Origin of the sequence: Ruminiclostridium papyrosolvens DSM 2782, from assembly GCF_029318685.1 — a bacterium.
In the GTDB taxonomy this organism is placed as follows: Bacteria; Bacillota; Clostridia; order Acetivibrionales; family DSM-1351; genus Ruminiclostridium; species Ruminiclostridium papyrosolvens.
The window spans coordinates 3288379-3312532 of the sequence record NZ_CP119677.1 but is presented as its reverse complement, the minus strand read 5'-3'; the positions used below and the strand labels follow the sequence as shown (position 1 = coordinate 3312532).

Annotated in this window: 21 protein-coding genes; 17 read left to right on the top strand and 4 right to left on the bottom strand. The window is 35.2% G+C overall.

The window, feature by feature from the left end; translation table 11 throughout:
• Positions 1–13: 13 nt before the first annotated feature.
• The 17 genes from P0092_RS14855 to P0092_RS14775 all read left to right on the top strand — a co-directional run bounded on the left by P0092_RS14855 (position 14) and on the right by P0092_RS14775 (position 20423).
• A complete protein-coding gene (locus tag P0092_RS14855; RefSeq protein ID WP_004621594.1) occupies positions 14–814 on the top strand; it encodes a P-loop NTPase family protein in 801 nt (266 codons plus the stop codon).
• Complete coding sequence (locus P0092_RS14850) at positions 807–2330, top strand: ATPase, T2SS/T4P/T4SS family (protein ID WP_004621595.1); 1524 nt, start codon at positions 807–809, stop codon at positions 2328–2330. The genes P0092_RS14855 and P0092_RS14850 overlap by 8 nt, the downstream gene beginning before the upstream one ends.
• Positions 2323–3258: a hypothetical protein gene (locus P0092_RS14845; RefSeq protein WP_004621596.1), complete on the top strand. Its 936-nt coding sequence runs from the start codon at positions 2323–2325 to the stop codon at positions 3256–3258. The genes P0092_RS14850 and P0092_RS14845 overlap by 8 nt, the downstream gene beginning before the upstream one ends.
• Before the next feature lie 25 nt (positions 3259–3283).
• Positions 3284–4420 (top strand): hypothetical protein, encoded by a 1137-nt coding sequence (locus tag P0092_RS14840; protein WP_004621597.1) that lies wholly within the window; start codon positions 3284–3286, stop codon positions 4418–4420.
• A gap of 250 nt (positions 4421–4670) precedes the next feature.
• On the top strand, positions 4671–5171 hold the full coding sequence (locus P0092_RS14835) for a hypothetical protein (protein WP_004621598.1): 501 nt from the start codon (positions 4671–4673) through the stop codon (positions 5169–5171).
• A gap of 268 nt (positions 5172–5439) precedes the next feature.
• Positions 5440–5643, top strand: coding sequence for a hypothetical protein (locus P0092_RS14830; protein ID WP_131451647.1), 204 nt, complete (start codon positions 5440–5442; stop codon positions 5641–5643).
• 22 nt (positions 5644–5665) lie between these two features.
• On the top strand, positions 5666–5821 hold the full coding sequence (locus tag P0092_RS14825) for a hypothetical protein (RefSeq protein WP_004621600.1): 156 nt from the start codon (positions 5666–5668) through the stop codon (positions 5819–5821).
• Between the two features lie 11 nt (positions 5822–5832).
• Complete coding sequence (locus P0092_RS14820; RefSeq protein WP_004621601.1) at positions 5833–6294, top strand: hypothetical protein; 462 nt, start codon at positions 5833–5835, stop codon at positions 6292–6294.
• Entirely contained in the window at positions 6275–6931 is a 657-nt protein-coding gene (locus P0092_RS14815; RefSeq protein WP_004621602.1) for a hypothetical protein, read from the top strand. Before P0092_RS14820 ends, P0092_RS14815 begins: the two co-directional genes overlap by 20 nt.
• The gene (locus P0092_RS14810) at positions 6924–7205 is read left to right on the top strand and encodes a hypothetical protein (protein WP_040759303.1); all 282 of its coding nucleotides are present in this window, start codon (positions 6924–6926) and stop codon (positions 7203–7205) included. Before P0092_RS14815 ends, P0092_RS14810 begins: the two co-directional genes overlap by 8 nt.
• Before the next feature lie 126 nt (positions 7206–7331).
• Positions 7332–7433, top strand: a complete 102-nt coding sequence (locus P0092_RS14805) for a putative holin-like toxin (protein WP_004621604.1) — start codon at positions 7332–7334, stop codon at positions 7431–7433.
• Between the two features lie 166 nt (positions 7434–7599).
• On the top strand, positions 7600–9048 hold the full coding sequence (locus P0092_RS14800) for an S-layer homology domain-containing protein (protein WP_004621605.1): 1449 nt from the start codon (positions 7600–7602) through the stop codon (positions 9046–9048).
• Between the two features lie 20 nt (positions 9049–9068).
• Complete coding sequence (locus P0092_RS14795) at positions 9069–14168, top strand: Athe_2463 domain-containing protein (RefSeq protein WP_004621606.1); 5100 nt, start codon at positions 9069–9071, stop codon at positions 14166–14168.
• A gap of 87 nt (positions 14169–14255) precedes the next feature.
• Entirely contained in the window at positions 14256–15179 is a 924-nt protein-coding gene (locus tag P0092_RS14790; RefSeq protein ID WP_004621607.1) for a helix-turn-helix domain-containing protein, read from the top strand.
• Positions 15180–15592: 413 nt separating this feature from the next.
• Positions 15593–17611: an AIPR family protein gene (locus P0092_RS14785; protein ID WP_004621608.1), complete on the top strand. Its 2019-nt coding sequence runs from the start codon at positions 15593–15595 to the stop codon at positions 17609–17611.
• 217 nt (positions 17612–17828) lie between these two features.
• Positions 17829–18902 (top strand): nucleoid-associated protein, encoded by a 1074-nt coding sequence (locus P0092_RS14780; protein WP_004621609.1) that lies wholly within the window; start codon positions 17829–17831, stop codon positions 18900–18902.
• Between the two features lie 30 nt (positions 18903–18932).
• Positions 18933–20423, top strand: a complete 1491-nt coding sequence (locus P0092_RS14775) for a hypothetical protein (RefSeq protein ID WP_004621610.1) — start codon at positions 18933–18935, stop codon at positions 20421–20423.
• Between the two features lie 51 nt (positions 20424–20474).
• Here the strand turns inward: P0092_RS14775 and P0092_RS14770 are convergent, their stop codons facing one another.
• The 4 genes from P0092_RS14770 to P0092_RS14755 form a co-directional block, all read right to left on the bottom strand.
• Entirely contained in the window at positions 20475–21335 is an 861-nt protein-coding gene (locus tag P0092_RS14770; protein ID WP_004621611.1) for a DUF5677 domain-containing protein, read from the bottom strand.
• Positions 21336–21425: 90 nt separating this feature from the next.
• Positions 21426–22229, bottom strand: coding sequence for a hypothetical protein (locus P0092_RS14765; RefSeq protein ID WP_004621612.1), 804 nt, complete (start codon positions 22227–22229; stop codon positions 21426–21428).
• A gap of 18 nt (positions 22230–22247) precedes the next feature.
• A complete protein-coding gene (locus P0092_RS14760; protein ID WP_004621613.1) occupies positions 22248–23345 on the bottom strand; it encodes a DUF2726 domain-containing protein in 1098 nt (365 codons plus the stop codon).
• 97 nt (positions 23346–23442) lie between these two features.
• Positions 23443–24150, bottom strand: a complete 708-nt coding sequence (locus P0092_RS14755) for an NPCBM/NEW2 domain-containing protein (RefSeq protein WP_004621614.1) — start codon at positions 24148–24150, stop codon at positions 23443–23445.
• Positions 24151–24154: the final 4 nt, after the last annotated feature.

Genomic DNA, 24154 nt, shown 5'->3' with positions numbered 1-24154 from the left:
AGGATGCGATATTATGGGGGAAATGATATCTGTGTGGTCACCGGCTAAGAAAACCGGAAAGACCACTTTTTTGTATATGCTTGTAAACAGCCTTTTAAAGCAGCTTGACAGTAGTAAGAAAATACTGGTTTGCTGCTGTAATTTAAACTACGGAAATTTATTGAAACTTTTTGGAATTGAAGACAATGAATTAAACATTGAGGATGTTGTCAATTTAAAGTTATCACAGGATAATAGTATTGATCTACTGAAAATCCTGGGGCGGATTGAGAATGTCTATTTTCTCGGAAGTAAGAAAACGAATATGTCTTATGTCAGTAGGAACCTCCCTGAATATGAAAAATTGATTTATGAATTCAAACAGAATTTCGACATCGTGTTTTTTGATACAATTTCAGGACATGAAAATATCCTTACAAACATGCTGCTGGAAAACAGCGACTATATCATCAATGTAATTAATCAGGATAAGGAGATTCTCGATTACCTTAATTTCGTTGCCGGTAAAGAAATAGCCTTTGTTGTAAATGCCTATCGTCATATATATCCTAATGTCACTGAAATAAAAAAACTGTATAACCTCCATAACGTTTTTATGCTTCCAGACAGTAGTGAATTGCTTGAAATGAAAAATAAGAACAGACTGGTAGCTTTTCATGAGTATACATCTGAATACAATAAAGAGCTAAACCGAATCAGTGAATTTATACTCAAAAGCTTGAATCTGAAAACGACTGGCAAAATAAGCACTGTACCTTCGAGGAAAGTCAGGCAGTTGTTCAACTGGATACACGGAGGTTTGAACCATGATTAAATTAGACGAACTGATTGCGGTAATTGAAGAAAAAATCAAATCCGGCAAAAAGACCTTCACAAGCGACAAGGAAAAAGTTACGGAGCTGCAGCGGATAGCGGACAGGGAACAGGAGCTGAGAATCAAAGCTACCGAAGGAAACGAACAGGCCAGAGATACTACCAGAAATATGGTTTTCTTCATTTTAAGCGAGATAGATGAAATCACGCATAAAAACATTGATGAAATTATCTCACAATACCATCTGAATTATTATCAAAATATTTATACCGGAGATAAACAGGATAATATAAAAAAACCGATTGATACTGAAATTGAAGGCTATCTTCAGAAGTTTTCCATAAGTACTTATGATACTTTGGAAAAGAAGCTCCAGAAGCTTGCACAGATTGTATATCAAGAGTTATTTGGCTTCAGTATTTTGGATGAGCTCATATTTGAAAGTGAGCTGAACGAGGTTGCCACAACGAGGAGTGATTACGTATGGATCCAATACAAGGGCATAAAGCGTAAGGTGCCAAACCCTAAGTTCAGATTTTACAGCAATGACGTATACACGAAAATTATTGAGGACAGAATAGTTTCTACCGCAAATCTGGAAATGAACAAGGGAAATCCAATAATATACTCAACCCTTGAAAACGGCTCCAGGGTAACAGCGCTACGCTCGCCATTATCAAGGTATTATGTAGTAAATATCCGCATTTTCGCTTACAAGTCATTAAGCAGCAAAGACCGCAACAGGTTTATGCATCAGAAGATGATGGAGGTTCTAAAAATATTAAGCAGTAAGGGCCGAAGAAACATTGCCATTATAGGAGAGATGGGCTCAGGAAAAACGACCGCAGCGGATGAACTAGTAATAAAGAATCTTGATGATGATCTTGCCATAGGACTGGCAGAGAACATACATGAGCTGAATATATCAGGAAAGTATCAGGATAAAAACGTTATTGAGCTTCAGTACGCAGATAAGTACACTCCTACTGATATCATGGAGATATTTTTCCGCCTGAACCGGGATATTGTAATATTCGGGGAAGTAAGGAGTCATATGGAGGCCTTTGAAATGATCAATGCAATGCTGAGACAGGCAAGGGGCAGCATGTGTACATTCCATTCATCAAGTATTCCAAGACTTGTACATGACCTGCGAAAGCTCCTGATGCAGACCGGATTCTACACAGATTACAGGGAAGCACGCTTTGACATTGCGGATGCAATAGACCTTGTTATTCAAATCAAACTTGACAGGGACACGGGAGTCAGATACGTGTACAAATTTGCGGAGATTATTGCAAACGAAGAAGACATGAGCTATATAATACGTGATTTATTCATTTACGATAAAGTCAGTGGTAAATACCTTGTTAACAGGAATGGCATCAGCGAAAGCACCCTGAATTCGTGTATGGAATTTGAAATGACTCAGGAGGACAGGGAATACCTGAAGGGATTGTTTGTACTAAAACCTGAAGAAGACTGCTTTTCTTACGAGGAGGAGCCCCATGGATAAAATCCTGAAATATGATAACTATTACATTATTGCACTGGCAGCCGGTGCAATTTTTTTGTTGTCCGGACTTCTTTGGGAAGTATATGAAAAAAGCGGTAATAGGCTGAATAAAAGCAATGTCCAAATACGTGGCAGAGGCAGACTAGCATATGTTTTTTCGTTCGTCATGAAATTGCCGGGTATCAGAAAAATTAAAAAGCACTATCAAACCAATCTGGAATTTGCATTTTCTAAGGATTCGATTCTTAATACTATTTCCAATGTAATGATAGTTATTATGGCAGGATTTAGCATTACCCTGATATTACTGCTTAATAGAATCGGTCAACTGTGGTATGTAAAGGTAATGATAATTGTAATGAGTATTGTCCTTCCGTATTACCTATTGTCACTGCTAATTGATTTGCATAAATACAGGATGAACACACAGATTCCAAAGTTGATTGATGAGTTCAGAAGTGCTTTCCTTGAACACAATAAAATAAAGCCTGCACTAAGAGAGTGCAGTAAAAATGTAAATAAAAATATGGGCAGATTGATGCTACAGGCAGCGGACAGTTCTGATACCCAAAAAGTGCTGGGAAATATGAGAGACAGGATTGATAATATCTGGTTCAGTATCTTTGTTGTTATGCTGCAAAACTATAAAGAAAACGGCGGAGATCTCATCGGGCAGCTTTACAAACTAAACAATACAATGTCCACTCAGCTTAGTATTGAAAAAAAGAAAAACAGAAGGCTTTTATGGTATGAGATATTCGCCGTATGTGCATCAATCCTCAGTATACCCGCCGTGCTTTGGATTAACAGATTGATTATAGGCAACGATGTAAGCCTGGTTGATCCGGATACAAACCTTACTATATGCAGGGTTATAGTATTTTCGGTACTGTCATTAGTTGTAGTCAGAATCCTCAGAAAGATGTAGTTAGACTTAAATAGGATGGTGAATTATGAGAACAATGTTTATTTTGACTTCCATTGGACTTTTCCTGACGGCGGTAGGGGCCTTTATAAGCAAGTATCCCAGAGAGTCAAGATTTCTTACTCTAAAAGAGTTCGATTTGGAAAATTTGACACAAATACGAGGCCTAAAAGACATTCTTGGTTTCATTACAAAAGATAAAAATTTTATTCTTAATAAATTTGGACTGATATCGCTAAAATATTCTGAAACAAACCTATCTCTACAGGCCCTGTATATTGTGAAAATTTTTTGTATGGTGCTGATTACGTCCACTATACTTGTGATAAATTATACAAATCTTGATATTACAAAGGTGAATATCATATCAAAAGCCGGTAGTAATATAGATGTATTGCAGACTTTCGGCTCTCAAAAATCCAGCTCTGACAACGGATATAACTATTCCCTGTATTATACTATCCTGGACACAGTGAATGATGAAGGTAAGTTTGAGAAAATGGACGACAAATCTAAAAGGGAACACCTTTTTGAAATCATACCTAGACTGATCCATTCCTCCAATAAGGAAGATATAGAGTATAATGTCCAAAAATTCCTTTCTACCTGGTATGCTTTGAAAAGAATACATCTGTTTGACTGGAAAATCTTCCTTACGGCTATACTTTCCTTCTTCTCGCCTGAAATATTTCTTCTGTTGAAATGGCTTCTGCTTGGCAGTGTTTACCGCAAAGAAGTTATCAGACTGGAGAACATATTTGAGCTTTTGGGCAGCATGGAGGAATTCAAGACGACAGATATCCTAGAGCAGATGGCTAAAGGATCACGGCGGTATAGAAAGCATATGAGAGAATGCAGAGAACTGTTTCAAACGGACAGACGGCTTGCTGTAGAAAGCCTGAAAGCTGCAACAAAAAATAAGAAAATGTCGGAGTTGGTTGATACCATCAGGATTTATTCTCTCGTTGATAAAAAGCTTGCTATGGATATACTTGCCAAAAACCGTAGGAGCAAGGCAGAGGGAATATTGATTACCGCCGATGAGGATATTGACTGGCTGGATATTGCTGCATTCGTGGGTATTACTCCACTGCTGTATGAGCTGGCAAACCTAATGCTTAAGCCTATGTTGGACATGGTATTCGAAGCGTTTAAATATATTTAGCGTTACAGATGCCCCCATTAGAGTCAGGAGAGTATCACTAGGAGTGAATCAGACAGTTGATTTTACAACTTATTTAAAAGATGTCCTTTCAATCGAATGGGGTACTACATGGGCTTCTGAATCCCTTATTGCTGGAGAAATGGCATGTAATTACGGCTGTCTCAAATTCGAGGCAGTCATCTTTGCATTATGAGAGTAAAACATACTAAAATTACTTAAACTAAAAAAAATAGGCAAAGGGAATGATAATGTGAAAAAATTTGCTATGATTTTTGTAGTACTAATAACTATATCAGTTTGTTCTTTTAACAGTATAGGACAAGAATGCGTTTTCAAGTCTGATGTGAGATTTATCACAGTAAATGAACAGGGGGCACCTGTCGCAGATTCAAAAGTTGTAATAATCGGTTCAGATGGCGAAATACTAACTACAACGACTACTGATAAAAACGGTGAATCAAAAGTAAATATAGAAACGAATACTGACCCAAAATATTCGGAAAATTCTAAAAATGGAATAGCCCCAAGAGGAACAGTAACATTGATATCTTTTAAAGATGGATATCGGCAAACCGTTGTATTTGAAGTTGGTATTAGTGATTTAGACGGCTTGCATTATATTGTTATGAAACCAATTATTAAAGGTGCTAGGAATGAAGCAGTCACTCAATTAGCTCAAAATCACCATCTTGAAACAGCTTCGTTAGTTGATAAATATGCAAAATTGGTAAATGAAAAGGTCAATGATTAGAATACAAATAAAGCGTTTATCCCTTGAGTAGCATATCTCCGGAGGGGGGGTGTTGGATTATCTTAACAATCCAAAGAAAAGCCTTAGAATATGTGTTAGTATACGTACTTTAAAAAAGAGTTGGTTCACTGCCAACTCTTTTTTCATGCCCGAAAAACCCTGCAAAAATTTACTTGATGCGGGGTTTTTATTAAATTATAGCGTTATGGTTTCAGGTTTAAGGAGGTGGTTTAAGTCAAAACAATTTACTTGGGAGGAGGTGAGAACCTTGAACAAAGTACTGGTTGCGATAATACTATTTGCACTCACGGCAGCAATAATAGTGGCAGTTATCATTCCTATTATGAAATCCGGTAAAACCGCAGGACAGGGAGCAAAGGACAAATTGGACGATACTCAGACAGATATCAATACTCTGAGTGCTCCGGTGTCATACAACGTTTTTGGATATGAAATTACGCAGACTGTTTAATTACTGAAGGAGCTGATGATTTATGAACAAGGTAATTGTATCAATAATTCTATTTGCACTTTGTATTGGCTTGGTTGTATCAGTAATAATTCCCATTGCAACCGAAATCAGGACGGGAGGTGAGAAAACTTTCATGACGGTAAAGCAGACAAATAATAATATAGTGCCTGAACCGTAAAGAGGTGGTCTATGAACAAGATATTTGTATCAATGATAATTATCCCTTTTATTGCACTTTTGATGTTTAAGGGGATTGCAATTTCGGACTATGATCTGAAGCAGAGGTATCTAAAGGATCAGGTTGATCTGATAGCTTACCAGATAAAAATTACAGGTCGACTGACTGCTGAAGCCTATAACGAGTTCAAGACCAAAATTAGCAAAATCGCAGACTTTAGCTCAGTTGGCAGCAGCATTATTCTAAAAAAGGGGGTATACGCTGGGGGGAGAATAGTAGTATTGACTAATTACACAATCGGAGAAAAATTAAACAAGGGTGAGGCATTCATGGTTTATATCAAATCCGGAAGCATATCAATGTACAGCAGGTTGCAGAACGGCGGAATCAGTGCTGACGATAGTAAGAATTTATATTATAAAGCCAGGGCTGAATGCAGAATAGAGGTGTACAGTGAGCAAGGGAACACTTAGCTTCATGTTTTTCAGCATGGCAATAGTTCTTGTACTCGCTATTATAGTACTTACCGTAGCGGATTATTCTTTATATTCATACAAGAAGAAATGTATTGCCAGTGCAATTGATTTTGCAGTGTCAGCTGCAGTGCAGGAGAATAATATCGAGCTCAGCCGACAGGGTTATGCTGAAGGTGTGGACGAATCAACAGGAAAAATATCTACCGATAATATCGTAATTGATACAGAAAAGGTATCTGCTGCTTTTTTTAGTACATTGGAATCAAATGCCGGTATAAGAAAAGATCAAGTTATATCAAAAATGATGATAATCATAATTAATCCAACAGATACGGAAATGAACTACATAATAACAAATGAATCAAAAAATATATCCGGCAGTGTCACGAATCCGGCCTCCATGGAAAACGTAATAAATACAAATTCGTTGGCGTTCTGGGATGCTGCTGACCCGGATTCGGAAACCGTATATGTAAATGGAAACCCCAAAACAACTGAATTTGAGAAAAAACCCTGTTATATGGTTTTTATTAAAAACCTTGAAATAGACGGCCTTTTTAAAAAACGTACTGCAACCTTTATAGCTTTTAAAGGTTCGCATATAGAAAGGAGGGACAGCAGTAGTGATGACTGAAGCTGAAATCATTTTCATTCTGTTTCAGTTTATAGGTCTGATATTACTATTAATATCAATCAACATCAGAGTAAAAACCCGAAACCGGTTTTTATTCAGTTTTGCAGTATATATATATAATCTTTTAATTGGATGTGCTGCATTGTTTTTCAACAAAAATACATTTACGGTATGTGACTTAACTGCAATATTATTAATAACAGTTTTAACATTATATTTTATCCTTACAGTTGAGAAATATAGGGCCGAGGAAAACAAATCAGGTACAAAATAAACTTCACTGGCAAAATAATACATGGTATAATATTACAAAGAATTACGTCACATCATCATTTTTGGTGATTGGATGTTACAGGGTGGTAGTCGCTCTACTTCTTACAAAAGAAGGGGGGTGACGGTAATGAGTACATTTGAAGCATTAAGCTTAATGTTTGGCTTTAGTATGGTACTGCTTACATTACTCTCCGTGATTGTTTCAATAACAAAAAACGGAAAAAAATAATCACCCTGTCTAGCACACAGAGTGATTAATTAACTTTTAACCATTTTTGAGTGACTGCCACATCTTGTGGACATTCAATCACCTTAATTATATTATACCAAAATCAAATCGAATGTAAACATATGTCAAGCGAAATTTTACATGAGTCAAAAGGAGAATAGAGAGTATGATAAAAAAACTTTTATGTATGATAACAGTTTTAACAATTATATTATCAGCACTTTTACCGATAACTGCGGAAAATGCTGATCCGTCAGACAGTACAACAACAGCAATGCGTATGAAGCCTCTGCTTGACAAATACAACGGCCTGACACAAGCAAGCCTAGATACTGAGCTGGCTAAGTACTCAGATATCAAAAGCCACTGGGGCAGGAATTTCATATCAAAAATATCTGCCCTTGAAATAATATCAGGATATCCTGACGGTAGCTTCAGGCCTGATGAAAAACTACTGGGCGGGCAATACATTTTGATGCTGGTCAGAGCAATAGGCTACCGACCGGAAGTACCTCAAGGAGTGCCATATTACAAGCCCTTCGTTGATATTGCTCTAAAAGAGGGCATTTTGTCAAAAGGCGAGATTTCAGATTATGCAAAACCTATTACCCGTGAGCTTGCAGCCAGTCTTGCAAGAAGAACCATAGGAAAATATGAAACTGTTCCAAAGGACTACTTTGTAAAGGGAAGCGACCCATACCCATCCAAGGGTAACAAGGGTTTATTTGACAACGTATATGCAGGCTACCAGAAGATTAAAATGACAGATTACCCTACTATCACAGGCAACTATCTACAGGATGTAATAGACTGCTACCGTGTAGGGCTTTTAACAGGCAGCAACAACAAATTCAATCCCAAGGGTACTCTTACCAGAGCCGAAGCATCTGTCATAATAATAAAGCTTCTGGATAAGAAGGCAAGGGTGGAAAGTGTTCCTTCAGCCGATGAAAGCTTCAAATGGACAAACAGCAATGCCAACAACGGCACATATGATAATGAATCCGCAGGCTTCTACGAAAACAAGGAATACACCCTGTATAAAGGACTGTTTCCAATGATGGAGATATGGGAAACGGCACAAACAATGTACAAGAACCGTAACCTGATAACAGGAGGGAAGATAGACTTTACTTTCAGTGAGAAATACGAAAGCTTTGGGGTAAACTATTTTAATGGTGAGGATCACTTTAAGAAGTATATGAACTATAACGATGGAACGATTTTACCTTTAAATGGTATGGGCATAGCTACTCAAAGAAGCCAAATAAAGAAGGGACAAAAAGAAAGCTTGTATGATAACTGCGAAGGCTATCTTTATGAGATATCAAGTTACGAGGTTGGTAAATATAACAAGGACTTGAAGAACTACATATATGAACTTTTGAAGTTTTGGTTCGGTAAAGACTATGAGCAGGCCAAGAAGATACATGACCAATATTTGAGCATTGCGGTAAAAGATGCTGACTGGAGGGAAGGAGTATATCTTCTCAATAACAGACAAATATACATTGGAGGTGGAAATGGGACAACAGGAATTAATGGTGATGCATTTAAGTTGCAAGTATGGGCAAAGGGATTTATCACCAAGGATATGATGCTAAAATTAAATTAAAATTCGAGAAGGTGATTTAATTGAATAACAGATTAGTTAAGATGCTGTGCATGACAATATGTACAGCTTTTTTTATTGCTTTTTTTCCTGTGATTTTCAAGATTAGTGCAGCAGGAAGCTATACATCCCTGAAATATGAAAACGGGGGAAGGGAATTTTTTGACCAGAATACTTATGACAGGTATAAGAAAAATAGTCAGCTACCAAAACTTATAAATGGAAGTATTTTACCTTTAAAGGTAAGAGGATACTATCTTAACTATAGATTGTTTGTACAAAAGAATCTTGTTGTATATGGGAACTACAACTGTGTTCCGGGAAATTATTTTAAGTGCGGGTATCAGATACATAGTGACCTAGACAACAAGCAGCCGGATATTTATTATGATGGTGGTTACTTCTTAAAACCAGAGGGAATCTCCTGCAAGGGAAAGGAGCAGAACCCGGAAACTCATGGAGACAAGTGCAAGACAAATCGTGGCGAATGGAAGTATCTGGGCTTTGATGTGAATGGTGAAGCATTCAGCAATATGTGGATGATAAATGTAGCCACTGTTACTACCTTCCGGGAAAGGAACTGGATAAAGGAACCTTGGATTGCAAGTAATGAGGTTAAAAAGAAACTGACAAATACAATAAGTACTTATAATGAAGCAGCATATAATTCATTTAATCGGTATACCAATCAGACAATCCAAAAGCTAAAAGACTGGATGTACAAAACCTTTACCTCCGTGAATAAGTTTTCCGGAATACCGGACGGAAATGGACACTATGACCCCAATGTATATCAATACCTGTACGTACAGTCCGCTCCTACAATTCAGTATTCCGGCAGCGGAAAGATGTGGCACGTAAGGCCAAATGGCTCTATCTGGTATCAGACGTTTTCAATACCGATACTGAAAAATATCAAATATGATTTACCGGTAAGATGCTACGTCACACTTGCTTCTTCCTTGCCAAGGATACCTGAAAGCGGAGAGCTTGACAGTCAGAAGGTACGGCTACAATTCAAGGTTAAAGGTGTTTTGGAAGATGATGACTACTATATGGATTCTGTTACAAGAAGTGCATTTTATACGAGACAGGATATACAAAACTGGGATTTAAACATTGACAAAATCGCAGGCCTGCAGCTGACTGATGAGGAAAAGAAAACCGTTACGGTAGTACCAAAGAGTGCTGCCGACAACCAAGGTACTGCAACCATTACAGTAGAAACAACTGTAGCAAATATAAAAAAACTTCCAAAGTCAGGGGACAAATATCAATTGGCAGTGGAAGCTACTGCAAAAGTTGCATACAAAGATGCACACTCCCAAAAGGCTGAAGGTAATAACAAGTTTCATATAAATAATTTTAAAATAGAAACCCCAGTGATTGATATACCTACACTTCAAATACATAATCATATAGGAGAAATAGCATTTGACTCCATTCCATTCCGAGATGCAACAGACAGTACTGATATGTCTGCGGTTAAAAGTACCGAGCTGTACATTAACGGCGAAGCCGTTGACTATGACAAATTCTTTTCAGGCTCTTACACCTTTCCGGCTACATCCGATAAAAACGGATACTTTGCAGAAGTTATCTGTAAGTACAACCTTGATAAAAGCAAGATAGTACTTTCGGGATTATCTGAAGAGAAAAAGCAGGAGATACTTAGTGCTGCCGTGGTGGAATATGTATCAACGGATTATGTATATGTTTATCCCACAAAGCCAATTGCACAGTTCAAGCTTTCCTCAAACTCTTGGAAACAGAACCGAATAATAAATATTGAAAATACCTCTGCTGACGGGAACATTCAACTGGTTCTGGACAAATATCCGATAGTTGAATACAGATGGTATTACGGCGGTGACACATCACAGCTGAATAAAGGTACCGATACCGATTTAAAAAAGCAATTGCAATATAAAGAACCGGGTTCATATTCCTTGACTCTGGAGTGCAAAAACTCTCTTGGCAAATGGTCTGACCCGTATACAGTAGAATTCCAAGTACTTGAGGATATTGCACCAAATATAGAGCTGAACTTGTCTGACAGTGTAGTAACAAGGAATGATGAAATAAGTGCATGGCACTATGATGTCAACAGTACGGACGGGGACAAAATAGCCAGTGCAAAGATAGAACTGTGGTATGACAGTGACAACAACGGCAGCGTTGACACATTGATTCAAAAATGGAATGGCCTTGGTGATTTCCCCAAATATTCTCCAACACAGCTTGGTTACTATAAATTCTTTGTATATGCCCAAGATGAGTTTGTTGGAGTAAGTGGACAGGATACACTATCCCAGTATGTTACTCAATCGGATAAAAAGTCGGCAAGTCTGGAATGTGATTTTTGGGTAGATAACTACCAGCCGTTAAGTGACATATATATAGATGCTCCAATAGAAAGGCCCAATGTGGATTTGTATATCATGAGGGATAAGGATTTGCCACAGGATAAATACGAATACATTGCAAGCAACAGAGTGACGATGGAAAATACTTTGCTGGGCAGAAATATCATTCCAAACGTCAATATCTGGGACATGAAAACCTATGAATATTCAACCCCTGCAAGTATATCAAGCAATACCGGAACAAATTACCCTTCAGGGGAAATTCCATATACCAGTGCCGGTTACTCTGGGAAGCTGCAAAGAACAAGTGCAACAGACAACGGTGGGTATCATGATTTTGGCCATTATGAAACAAAAACCGAGACTAAAACAGCCAGTGTAGGAGGACGATCAACCAGTGGCCACGGATACAGCGAAAGTTATCCTCCCTCATCTGTATCTTATAGTGATGGGGAAGGATATTCCGGTTCGCTATCAGGATATGGATATACATACACGTCAACGGCACGTTCTGACAAAGCGGGAGATTTTGACTGGACACGTTCTTACGCAGGGTATTCGGGTACAGTTTCAAGGACTGTAACGTACTGGGTACCCAATATGCAGTGGGTTGCCAACTACACGGGTTACTACAGCGGTACTATTTATAAATATGTACGGCAGCCTTACACCGATACGTGGCGTGGAAACAGTAGTAAATACATTCTCTATATAAGTGATGGTGATGTATCAGAACTTTCAGAATTCAATTCAGCTGTATCAAAAACCGATGCAAAGGTTATTCTGGCAGGGACACCAGAGGTAAAGCAGCAAAACCCGAACTGTGCAAAGTATATAAATGCAAAAGACAAGACAGTTCAGGAGATTTTGAATGAAGCTCTGGAATACATATCGGAGGAAACACCCGAGGTTGAGCAGATATATCTTCTTCAGAATCAAAAATTCACACTAAATGTGGGAGAAGATGACCTTGAAAAGGATGAGATAGTTTTAAGAGAACTGCAATATGTACATGACAAGGACTATTTTGATAACCCTACAGGACAGGAAGCCGGAACGCAAGCGGTGTTCAAAGCTGATACCGGATGGAAAGATGATATAAAAAATACATTTTCCAATGTAGGAAAGTATCAGATATACAGAAGAGTAAAAGACAAGCCATCAGGTGCGTATGGGGACAATTACTCCTATTACAGTGGAGCTACAGAGGTTGATATATATGTTCACAGAAAACCTATTGCCAAGGCAGCACTGGATTGGGATTTTGATGGGGCTACTAATACCTATAAGACAAACTGGAAGGATTTAAGCTTTGATTTAGACCATAATATCACAAGAGCTAAGACTGACAAAGGTATATCCGACCGGAAAATCATGTGGAAAAAGGAAGGAGGGGAATGGAACTACACAATACCCGACAATCTGAGCCCGGGAACTTATAGAATCAGGTATTATGTAAAAGACATAGAGAACACATGGTCAGATGTATTTACCATGGATATAAACGGAACAACCTGTAAGGATGTCCCGGAGGCTACATTTACCTTATCTGATACCCCTCCAATGCAATTTGAAGCCAAGCTTCGAGCAAAGAAAATAACCTTCAGAAACCCGGCTTCTCCTGTCACATTACCGGCCAGTGAAGACCTAGAAGCCTTTGATTTATGGACAAGATATCCGTCAAATCCTTATTTGACAATTGCCCTGTACAATTTGAACGGAACACAGGTGTCAGGTACAAAAACCGTCAGCTACAGTACGGCGACAGGCAGCAAAAGCGGAAATGACATCAGCTGGAGCAATGTACCTTATAACGTGCCCAATACCCTTATAGACGGTAATTATATCTTTGAAATAACAGCAAATGCAGAACAGAGTAAGACCATAGCCTTCCCAGTCACCGTAAAAACCCCAATAAACCTGAAAGGATATATAAACGGCAGGGAAACTGCAGCACATATAAATACCGGTGATACAGCTCAGTTTAAATTTACAACTTCACAATATGTATCAAAAACCCAATTAAACTTTGAAGGGCAGACATACACCTCTGATTCAGGAAAGATAAAGTTAGTCTCAAACGTGGGGGCGGTAAAGACTTGGGAACTAAGACTTGATATTGCAGAGGGTGCATATCCTGACGGGAGGCAAGGGAATGCAGAATTTAAAGCATGGCTTCCTTCAGGAATGAGTGAAACAGTTAATGTAGACTATAAATTCGTTGGAATCAGGGCATACAGCTTTGCAGTTACAATGATGCTAGACCCCGGCTGGAGATCTTATTATTTTGATACAAGCAAAGGAATTGATGATAATCATGATGGCAAAATCGACAGGTATCCTAAGAGAAGTAACACGGACATCCCTGCTATAAAGATGCCAATAAATTATTTCTCCATGGTGGGACACAGCCGGACATATATCAAGGCCGGTTACAAGGTAAAAGGAAAGATTGATATCCAGGGTGAACCGGATTATTCGGCATTCAGAATACACTACATTATCAAAGGGGACACACACACTGATACAGTTAAATTAACAAGAACCTCAGGGAACACCTATACATTTGAATGGATCATCCCATTGGAGACGGATGATAAAACCTTTGTAAGCTTTGATCTGATAACTAAGAAAGGTGCTTCCACATATGGTAGTGAGAAATGGATTGACACATGGGATAGCCGTAATACATCAAGACTGGTTTTCTACGTCAGGGGTAAAGCTACGGATGATCTGATTTATGTGCAAAGTCAGTAAAATATTGAATATTCGTAAATAAATCTGAAACAGCCTGAAAATGGGCTGTTTTTTGTTTTACCGAAAAAATATAACTGGAGGACAATTATGGATAATTTTAGAGATATACTTATAACCGAAGGCATAAATTCAAAGGGTTTCGGTACGATTTCAAAGCTTGTAATGCTGGACAGAAAGCTGACGATACAGGCAAAAGCCATATATGCATATTTTTGCAGCTATGCGGGTGGAGGATCACAGCCGTTTCCATCAGTTGAAAGAATTTTGGGAGATTTGGATATAAGTGAAGATACATATTATAAGCACCTCCGGTTTTTAAAGGCATATGGATACATAATCGTAGAACAGCGTAAAAATGGCAAGGGTACGTTTTTGAGCAACATATATACCCTCACAAGTCATCCGGTAGCTAATCCGGAGATGGTAGAGCAACTTGAGAAAAAGAAAAGTAAGAAAAAGCATAAAAATGTGGTAACGGAACATGAGCAAAAACCGTCCCCTAAGAATCAGGGTACGGGGAAAGAGGAGCCGTCCCCTAAATTTCCGTGCACGGATTTACCGTGCACGGAAAAATCGGGTACTAATATAAACAAGTCTTTTTATAATATAAACAATTCTTTTATAACAACAACAGAAAATAATTCAACAACAGAGGTTGTTGTTGATGACAGTATAGATATTAATAATCTTAAAGCGGAAGTTGACTCAACAACCGGAGGAAATGTAAATCTAAAGGTACTCCACAAGCTTTTGAACAAGCAGGGTATTGAAAAGATACAGTTCTGTTTGCAAAATTGGGTCGGTATTGTCGGCTCACAGAAGATAGGCAGCGTTGAAAGCTTTTTCGTTACTGCAGTAGAACAGGGATACAGGGCTCAGACACAGGGACGATCAGGCAAGGCCACCTCGGAGAAAAGCAACAGGAGTAACTTTGAGCAACGGGACTATCCGGAGGAATACTTTGATAATTTCTTTAGCAATGTGAGTTCATATGCTGGGGATGGCAGGTAGGGAAGTTAGGAAGGTGAAAACTAACTATTCGGTGAGTAGAGTGTTTTTCTGGATTATTCTGCACATTTATTAATCTAATATGATTGTATAACTATGATTGTATATAAACATAGTGGGATATTTAGTTTATTCAAGGTTTTTTCAAATTTAGTTAAGATAATCCGACAAATCTGCCCATACCCCTATAACGAAAAAATTTCAATATTTATTTAGATTTTTGGAGGATTTGGGCAATTTTGGTAGAAATAATATAAAGTGGAGTGAGTACTGAAGAAGTAGTTTTAAAAAGAGAATGGTGTTGTATTATTATTTATATTTCTTTTATAGAAATGTGATTATATGATTTGGGTTAATATCTACATTTATTAAATGGTGCTAATTTGATAATGAAAAGTAAATGGAGGGGAAAATTGATGAACTTTGAGCCAATAATTAAAACTAAGTTAGATCATTTTAAAAGTTCATATGGAATTGAGTTCTTACCAGATAATGAGGCTTTTGAAAGATTTGTAAACAATTCTATTATGCGCTTTCATCAGCCTGATGCGTTCAGTACCAGTAATGATTTATTTTTTAAGATTTGTGTTGGCGGACAAAACGATATGGGTATCGACGGTCTGGCTATTAAGGTTAACGGCATAATTATTAGCTCAAAACAGGACATAGATAATATCATTAAATCCCAAAAGAAAATACATATTGAATTTATTTTTATTCAATCAAAATACAAAGACAAAATTGATACTGGGGAGTATGGAAAGTTTATTGATGGTGTTGTTGATTTTTTGAGTGAAGAACATTATGAGCCTAGAAATGACAAAATAAATTTTTGGATTGAATTGAAGGAATATCTTTTTGATGATGAAGTTATGATTTATTGGGATACATCTCCCGATATACGAATGTATTATGTTTATATGGGTAAATGGAGCGAAAATGAACATATACTAGCAAAGTCCCAAAAGGCATGTCTTGATTTAGTTAAAACAAAAATATATAACGAACCGGTAATCAAGTATATTGATAGCTCATCTTTAAAAATTATGTGTGATGATATTGAAAATCAATTTTCAGTAGTTATACGTGTTATTGATAGTTTTGATCTAAATGAAGTAAATAACGTTGAGAATTCAATGATAATTCTATGTAGTGCGGAAGAGATTATTAATATGCTTCTTACTCAAGACGGAATAATGAGAAAAACTCTCTTTGTAGATAATGTACGTGATTACCAAGGAAATACAGATATAAACTCTGAAATTATGGATACCATTAAGAATTCGCCAGCAATATTTTCACTACTAAATAACGGAATAACAATTGTTTGCGACTCTCTTATGCCAGGAAACAGGAAAATAACTATGAAAAGCCCTCAAATTGTAAATGGATGCCAAACTTGTAATGTACTGTTTTTGGCATATAAAAATTTATTTGATCTTTCTAATGTTACAGTAGTTGTAAAAATAATTTCCACTCGTGATAATAATGTCACCAACTCAATAGTAAAAGGAACTAACAGACAAAATATTGTTTATGACGAAGCCTTTGAAATAACAAGGAATTTTCATAAAAATTTAGAAGAATTTTTTAATGTTATGCCAAGTAACAGTGAAGGAGAAAGGTATTATTATGAGCGCCGCTCTAAACAATATTTAGATAATCCGAAAATAAAAGCTACGCAAAAAGCTAATTTGAGGATTTTAATTCAATGTTTTGTAAGCATTTTTTTGGGTTCTCCACATGAAGGGCCTATTCATGAATCAACCTTGCTCGAAAAGTATAGAAATAGAATATTTATCGATGAACAATCATTTTTACCTTATTATTGTGCTGTAGCAATGTGTCTAGAACTTGATAAAATATTTAGGCAGAACATAACAAAGTATAGGTATTCTATTACATACAAGTATCAAATATTATTGCTTGCATCAGAAAAAATTACTGGTAAAGTTGTTCCAGATATTAATAGTAAAAGCATAGACGAATATTGTAATCGATTACTTGAAGTGATTTTAAATATAGAAAGTTTTACAAAGATAATTGATGAATGTATAAATGACTTTGAATTAATATGCAAAAAATGGATTTCGATTAAGGGAGATCGATATAGAAGTGCTATAAAGGATAATCAGGAATTTACTAAATTCATGACTGCAGTAAGCCGAGGAGGGAAGCCAGAAAACAATATAGACTTAAATATTACTGAAGAGAATTTAAGAGGTAAAGTTACAGTTGTAAAAAAAGACCGGAATAATTTCAATTATGGTTTTATTAGTAGACACCCTGAAGATGTATTTTTTCACGAGGATGATAATCCAAAAATACGTTTTAATGACATTGTTGGTAAAGACGTTGTCTACAGGTTAATTGATAATTCAAAATTTGGAACACCAAGAGGAAAAATAATTTATGTAGTTTCAACTGATGAATAACTTACATTGCCCAATTAGGGGCTATATTCTTGTTTTGAGAATAACAATGTTAAAATTGTATAGAAAACAAATTTGCCGAAGGAATGTTACTTTATTATGCAAATTACAAGTTCGAAGTTAAAATTAATCGAATATTAATATTATAAATGACAACTTTACCTGTGTATAATAAACATACACAATTGCATTATCATATAAAATAGAAAGGAACTTTCATATGAGTACTATTGTTTTATTTAAGGATGCATATTTAATTGATTACACTTCACATAGTATATTAAGAAAACCTATTACTGACGAATTTAATGATTATGTAACAGAATTAGTTAATGAGATCAGTAAAAATGTTAATTTGCAATATTTTCAAATTAGGGATATGTCCACTCAAGTAATAAGTCGGGTACTTGATTCCATAGATAGAGTAATTGCAAATAATGGATTGGAAATGATTTTAGAAAACATAAAAACAATTGCAAATCGACTACTTGAAAAAGAAATTCATAAGCAGGAACAAATTTCACAGATGGGAAGGAACATAAAGAAGGGAAGTTTACTTCAAGCAATAATCAAAAGGGATGATGAAGAAACTGGGGAGTATGAATACTTATACATGTTAACAAAGGTTGAGCATAATGCTTATATTGATGAAGAGAGCTTCAATCTAAAAAGAGGATTCCAGGTTGAAAAAGTAAGCCTTTGGAAATCATGTTTGATTCATGTTGTTCAAGATACAAGCAAAAATCTTCAGATAGGAGATATTAAGGTATTCTTAGATAATCCAGCTACATACTGGCATAATGATTTTTTGGAAGTTGATCCTATAAGGAAAGATGAATTTAATACTAAAACACTTTTTAGATCTGTAGAACATGTACTTCGCAAAAAAATATTTAGCCAAAGCAATCATGATTATTTTATGTTGAGAAATAATTTAATAGGATATATGAGAAGAACCCCCTATATAGATTATGGGATTTTGGTAGACACAGTATTTAAAAGCTATCCTTGTGAGGAGATAACGGAAGATGTAAAAAATACATTAATTACAACATTAGAAAAATTACCAGATAGTAATAAGTTTGATAGACAATTTAATTGTGTTAATACTGCTATAGGAGCAAAAATCATAAAGAAATCATTTAATTTAACAGATGACATAGAATTAATAATAAAGAATGCATTAAACAATGCAGAAAATATTATTACGGCTGGTGATGAAAGTGGTAGAAGGTATGTTAAGATATACACGAATGATGACGAGACCTATAGAACTTTTAAGTCAAGGCATTAGGAAATAATATTATTCTAGGGGGAATAAATTATGAGCATTTTGGATGACTTAATAGATACTTTTGCACCGAATTATTGTAACATTTTTGATAGCGTTACTGTAACAAGAGTCTCTTTGAAAGTAAATTATGTTGGGATTAATATAAATACAGTTTTTGAGTCAGTCAAAAAGTTTCCTGAAAGGGACAAAGTTGAAGTAAAGATTAAATTTACAGTTGACGAAGTAATTGTTATATCTAAAGAATCCAATATCCAAGAGTTATTAGAAAAAATAAATGATTTACATGAAGCTTTTCTTTATGAGGAAATTGATATAACAGTAGATATACAAAAACCTTATTCTGATCAAATCTCAATTTACAACATAAAAAAGTTCAACGAGTGGATATTGACCAAAAATTACCAAGAAATAATGCAAATATTTAGTAAAATATTTATCACGGGGGTAAATAGCTTTGTATTTATTTGCTATGACTTTGATGGGGTGTTTGCAACCAATACAATATTATTTCAAAACCCAAGTAGTGGAAACTTATACCATAACAATGAAATAAACAGGCAAGAGATAATTGAAAACAGCCGGAAAATATGTAATTTCTATAATCATAGCCAATACGATGTAATACCAGATGATTTTAATGTTATCCTATCAAATAACGCTGATGATAAAATTGTTAAGTTGTTTAATGAAATCAAAATTTTTCTTTCATTAATTTATATCTCAGATATTTCCGATTTGTACGAAGATAATATTAATATTACCTTAAAGGGTTATAAGACTGTCGACTATAAAATAAATTTGAGTACCTTTAATTATACAGATAATCAAAAAGTACTTTACGGAATATACAGATGGCTATACAATGGCGGGAATGTTTACGATAAATCTCAATTAGCCAGAAACATAATGACACTTCATTGTAAATATTCTTCAATATTAGAGTTGGACGAAAAAACATTTTCCTCCATTACTGCAAACTATGGATTATACTTAAAGGAAAATGTAAATAATTATCTCACAGTAAAAAAAGATATTACAACATTTGTTCAATCGAGCATTCAGGAAGTAACAAAGGCTATAAACAGCTTTACTAGTGATTTAAAAAAGAATTTTTTTGCTTTCTTTTCATATTTTGCAACCCTTATAGTATCTAGTAGCTTTGCAAAGTTAAAAGTTGAAGATATATTTACTTCTGAGGTAACTACGATAACATCATGTATATTAGTCGGCTCAATAGCTTTTTTGGCAATATCTCTATTTGAAGCTTTATCCAAGTATTTTATGATGGATAATAATATAGATAGCTTAAAGGATAGTTATAGCGATATTTTAGATCCTGTTGAGGTTCAAGTAATTATTGAAAAAGATAAATCGTTAACGCCCAACAAGAAACGATTTAAAACAAATTTATGGGTTATCTCAATTATATGGATATGTATGGTAATATCGGTTTTTTTCGCTTTAGATTATATTAGTGGCAACCAGAAATTACTTTTTACCATTAACTTTATTCAACAATGAGAAGAGTTTTACACATATTAGTTTTGGAAAATTTACTGACCTTTGGCAGCATTATTTATTTTCATATTCAATTTCAAACCATTCCTTGTAATAGTTTTCAGTCTCTTTGAACAAAATATCTAAGTGCTTATACAAGGTGGTCATAGGTTTCGGATCAACGCCATAAAATTTTAGGTATAATGTTGTTCTTAACGTTGTCAATGAAAGAATATCAGAGACAAACCTTGATCCATGTGCTAATTCAATTGATAATCTACGTTTTGTATCTCTATTTTGCCTATCCCATATCATTCCAATTCCATCACCGTCTTGATGTGTAAAATGACTCCCTAAGCTATAGCCGTAATACATGGATGCTAATTTATCAAACTCTTGGATGTCACTGTTAGCTAATACTTTAATCATTTCGCTGAAAGACCACTTTTGATTTAAGTGAGATATATATTTTTTGGGGTATTTGTCTCTTAATTTCTGTAATTCTTCATCGCTTAAAAGCAATTCTTTTACAGGTACGTATTTTGATGAATTGTCATCAAGTTTTGATATCATTTCTTGTGCCTTATAATGTCTAGTAATCAGTTTAGTTTCAGGAATAATAAACCAAAATTCATCACATTTTTCTTGTATTTCTTTTTTAGATCCATAACTTAGATAAAAAAGTTTAATAGTACCCTCAAGTATGGATCTATATATGATTTCTGTATCCCATAGCCTGTAATTTGCAATCAGTATCAAGGCACTTTCGCTAGATAGGTAACTACTTGAAAATAATTGAATGAAGACAAACTGGACATTATATGGAATGTCTGAATCTTTTTTGTATAATGGAGAACATACATTAAAGCATTCTCGCATTAACGAGTTAGCTCTACCTGAAAGATTGTATAATATATTATATGTATCAACTTCCATTTCCAAACCTCACTTATAATTTATATATAGTACTTTACTGAAATTGAAAGGTCTATAATCTGATAACTGATTTAACAAGAATACTAGTTATTAACTCTTTTTAATTACATTTAACTTAACCAATAAATATTCGTAAACAGCACTTACGGCTAAGAAAACAATACCGCCGAATGGAGGCCTATATTTTATCGTAATAGCAATAATGGCTACCAAAACAAACATAATTGAGTAAAATAGTTTTTTTCTATTTATTTTGTTAAACATTATATACTCCAATGCGAACATAAAAATAATTATAAGTAAAGTTCCGCCCAATAAATAGAACATGTAAAAAATCTGGCCTACTGTGTTGAGTCTTTCAAAAGAAATAAATAAAGCAATCATAAGTATTGTTGCCAATAAAAAGATAAAAGTGTATATAATAGGCCACAAGAATGATCTCAAGGGACTTTTTTTGATAAAGTTGGCTATATTGTCATGAACAGAATCACTTTTTACCCAATATGATAGTTCATTATTTTGTTGCGATTTATGAAAATTCATTTCATTTTCTATATTTACTTTTAGTTCTGCGAGCACTTCTCCATTTCTACCCTTTTCCAACTTCAGATATGTTTCATAAACTGTTTTAGAACACATTGAAGGCAGTTGTTCCAACTGCTGAGACATTTCATTGTAGTCAATTTCACTATTTTGATATTTGCAAATGCTCCTAAATACTTTAGTGTATATAGTCAGATTCTTTTCACATCTAATCAGTTCATCCGATATTCTTTTCTGGTGTGTACTGCGAATCTCTTTGAACAGCCATATTGTCACGAAGATAAAGACAGCTATAATAAGGGAATCTGTCGGCGGCTCTTTGAGCATTCTTATAATTGAAGGAATATCCATATGTATTTTGTCCTCCCGTTACTTACTTCTTTTTAATATTTTGCCATTCTTAAAATCGTACCTGAATTTCCGTAAGCCAGAATAGGATTTCTTACCTTGAATTACTTTTGTATAATTATTTGCTACTTCCAGATTAATAATATCGTGTGTTAGCTGAACGGCTTTTGACTTAGAGCCTGCCTTTGATATTATTACTTGTTTATTTTTGAAAAACTCCATTTTTGTACCTTCTTTATAAATGCTGCTGGCTATGGTTTTACTACCATCACGGATTTCAATGTATGTACCCTTGCTACCGGGATGTTTCCCAACAACAAAAGACAAGACCAGATTTTTTGCTGAAGGGGTAGTAGCTGAATTCTTTGTTGATGCCTGGGACGAAGAGTGATTTTCTGTAGTTGGAGATGATGACCTGTCAAATATATGGCGTTCTTTTAAATCGTTTATACCTGCATAGACAAGTGCAATTAAAAGAATTATACCCAGTAATCGCACATATGACTGGTATAATCTGAATATCCTTGTTCTTTTAACACTAACTAAAAGAGAACGCATCACATCTCCAAATGTCACAGAATCATATTTTTTTCTGTTTGCTCCACTAAATGCCTTTTTTCGGAAGGCTGGCTTTTTATATGACGGTGGCTGTATATAAGTATTTGGATTTTGAGATATATAATTTGCAGTTTGCTTATTGGGGGTGTTTGTCTGAGATAAGCCTGCGATTTCTTTAATTACGTCAATTATTTTTACAATATCTTTAAGTTCATTTGTATATGATATTCTCATGAGCCTGAAGCCTGTCAGATTACACAGATAGTTTTTGAGCTCGTCCCGTCGTTCGGTATCTTCCTCATCATGATAGGGACCGTCATACTCAATTGCCAAAAGAGGTCTGTTACTTGACATAGAGCATATTACAAAATCAAAATGTGCCATTAGGTAATATGTAAAAATTTCACCTTCCACATACTGGGGAAGAGTAAAAACATCCTTTACGGGTGTTTTGCCTCTGAGCTTGAGCTCGTTGCTATAGGGTTCTAAATATGTTTCTATAAGTCTTTCAACATTTGCTTCTGAAGTATTCATTACAGGCTTTAAATTTTCATTTATCATTAGCTCACCATTATAAGAATTTTTTAATTAACTTTCGAGATATTTTGTTAATCTATTAACATGTGTCCAACTTGGACACACGTTATGATACTGAATTTTAATAGTCTGTTGTTAATATTTTCAAATTCTTTATACCAGGATAACTATCAACATAAGACTCAGAACCATTAACAGTGATTTTAATTTTTATCTGTAGAGCACCAGTTACGTTGATATTGACTGGAAGCAAATCCATTCCTTTTTTCAGTACACCAGTCGAATACAGGAGTTTATCGTTTTCATCATAAAATGATAATTGCATTTCTGGTTTGTCGCTACCCCATTGGCTAAGGTGTCCTACGCTACCTGACAATGTTTTTGCAAGACCGTTTAGAGCGTAAACTATAGTATATGTACCATCTTGCTCAATTGGGTTATAATAGATATTGGTAGATGGAACTTTGTCATCTGTTGTTTCAACTTTAATAAGTTCACCGGAATCAGCACTTATGTATGGTTTTTTTGCTAAATCAATCTCTCTGTATTCTTTTACTGCTGAACCGGTATTACTGATGTATACTTTATTATTTTTAAAGGTATACTTTTTGTTTAGAGTTCCAGCGATTGCCTTCGCAGGAACATATACTTCTCCATTATAAATAAATGGTTCTGGGGAGACTTTCTTTTCAACATTGTCAACTACTACTTTAATTCCCTGATAAATTACATCGATTTTTCTTTTGGTAGATGCACCAGATGTTATTAATGGAATTGATGAAATGATAACAATGCCTGCTAAAATTTGAATTAACATTCTTTTTTTCATAAAT

Excerpts from the sequence above, each read along its gene's own strand:
- P0092_RS14855 (WP_004621594.1), top strand. The coding sequence starts at position 14 with ATGGGGGAAATGATATCTGTGTGGTCACCGGCTAAGAAAACCGGAAAG.
- P0092_RS14850 (WP_004621595.1), top strand. The coding sequence starts at position 807 with ATGATTAAATTAGACGAACTGATTGCGGTAATTGAAGAAAAAATCAAA.
- P0092_RS14845 (WP_004621596.1), top strand. The coding sequence starts at position 2,323 with ATGGATAAAATCCTGAAATATGATAACTATTACATTATTGCACTGGCA.
- P0092_RS14840 (WP_004621597.1), top strand. The coding sequence starts at position 3,284 with ATGAGAACAATGTTTATTTTGACTTCCATTGGACTTTTCCTGACGGCG.
- P0092_RS14825 (WP_004621600.1), top strand. The coding sequence starts at position 5,666 with ATGAACAAGGTAATTGTATCAATAATTCTATTTGCACTTTGTATTGGC.
- P0092_RS14820 (WP_004621601.1), top strand. The coding sequence starts at position 5,833 with ATGAACAAGATATTTGTATCAATGATAATTATCCCTTTTATTGCACTT.
- P0092_RS14810 (WP_040759303.1), top strand. The coding sequence starts at position 6,924 with ATGACTGAAGCTGAAATCATTTTCATTCTGTTTCAGTTTATAGGTCTG.
- P0092_RS14805 (WP_004621604.1), top strand. The coding sequence starts at position 7,332 with ATGAGTACATTTGAAGCATTAAGCTTAATGTTTGGCTTTAGTATGGTA.
- P0092_RS14800 (WP_004621605.1), top strand. The coding sequence starts at position 7,600 with ATGATAAAAAAACTTTTATGTATGATAACAGTTTTAACAATTATATTA.
- P0092_RS14790 (WP_004621607.1), top strand. The coding sequence starts at position 14,256 with ATGGATAATTTTAGAGATATACTTATAACCGAAGGCATAAATTCAAAG.
- P0092_RS14785 (WP_004621608.1), top strand. The coding sequence starts at position 15,593 with ATGAACTTTGAGCCAATAATTAAAACTAAGTTAGATCATTTTAAAAGT.
- P0092_RS14780 (WP_004621609.1), top strand. The coding sequence starts at position 17,829 with ATGAGTACTATTGTTTTATTTAAGGATGCATATTTAATTGATTACACT.
- P0092_RS14775 (WP_004621610.1), top strand. The coding sequence starts at position 18,933 with ATGAGCATTTTGGATGACTTAATAGATACTTTTGCACCGAATTATTGT.
- P0092_RS14770 (WP_004621611.1), bottom strand. The coding sequence starts at position 21,335 with ATGGAAGTTGATACATATAATATATTATACAATCTTTCAGGTAGAGCT.
- P0092_RS14765 (WP_004621612.1), bottom strand. The coding sequence starts at position 22,229 with ATGGATATTCCTTCAATTATAAGAATGCTCAAAGAGCCGCCGACAGAT.
- P0092_RS14760 (WP_004621613.1), bottom strand. The coding sequence starts at position 23,345 with ATGATAAATGAAAATTTAAAGCCTGTAATGAATACTTCAGAAGCAAAT.
- P0092_RS14755 (WP_004621614.1), bottom strand. The coding sequence starts at position 24,150 with ATGAAAAAAAGAATGTTAATTCAAATTTTAGCAGGCATTGTTATCATT.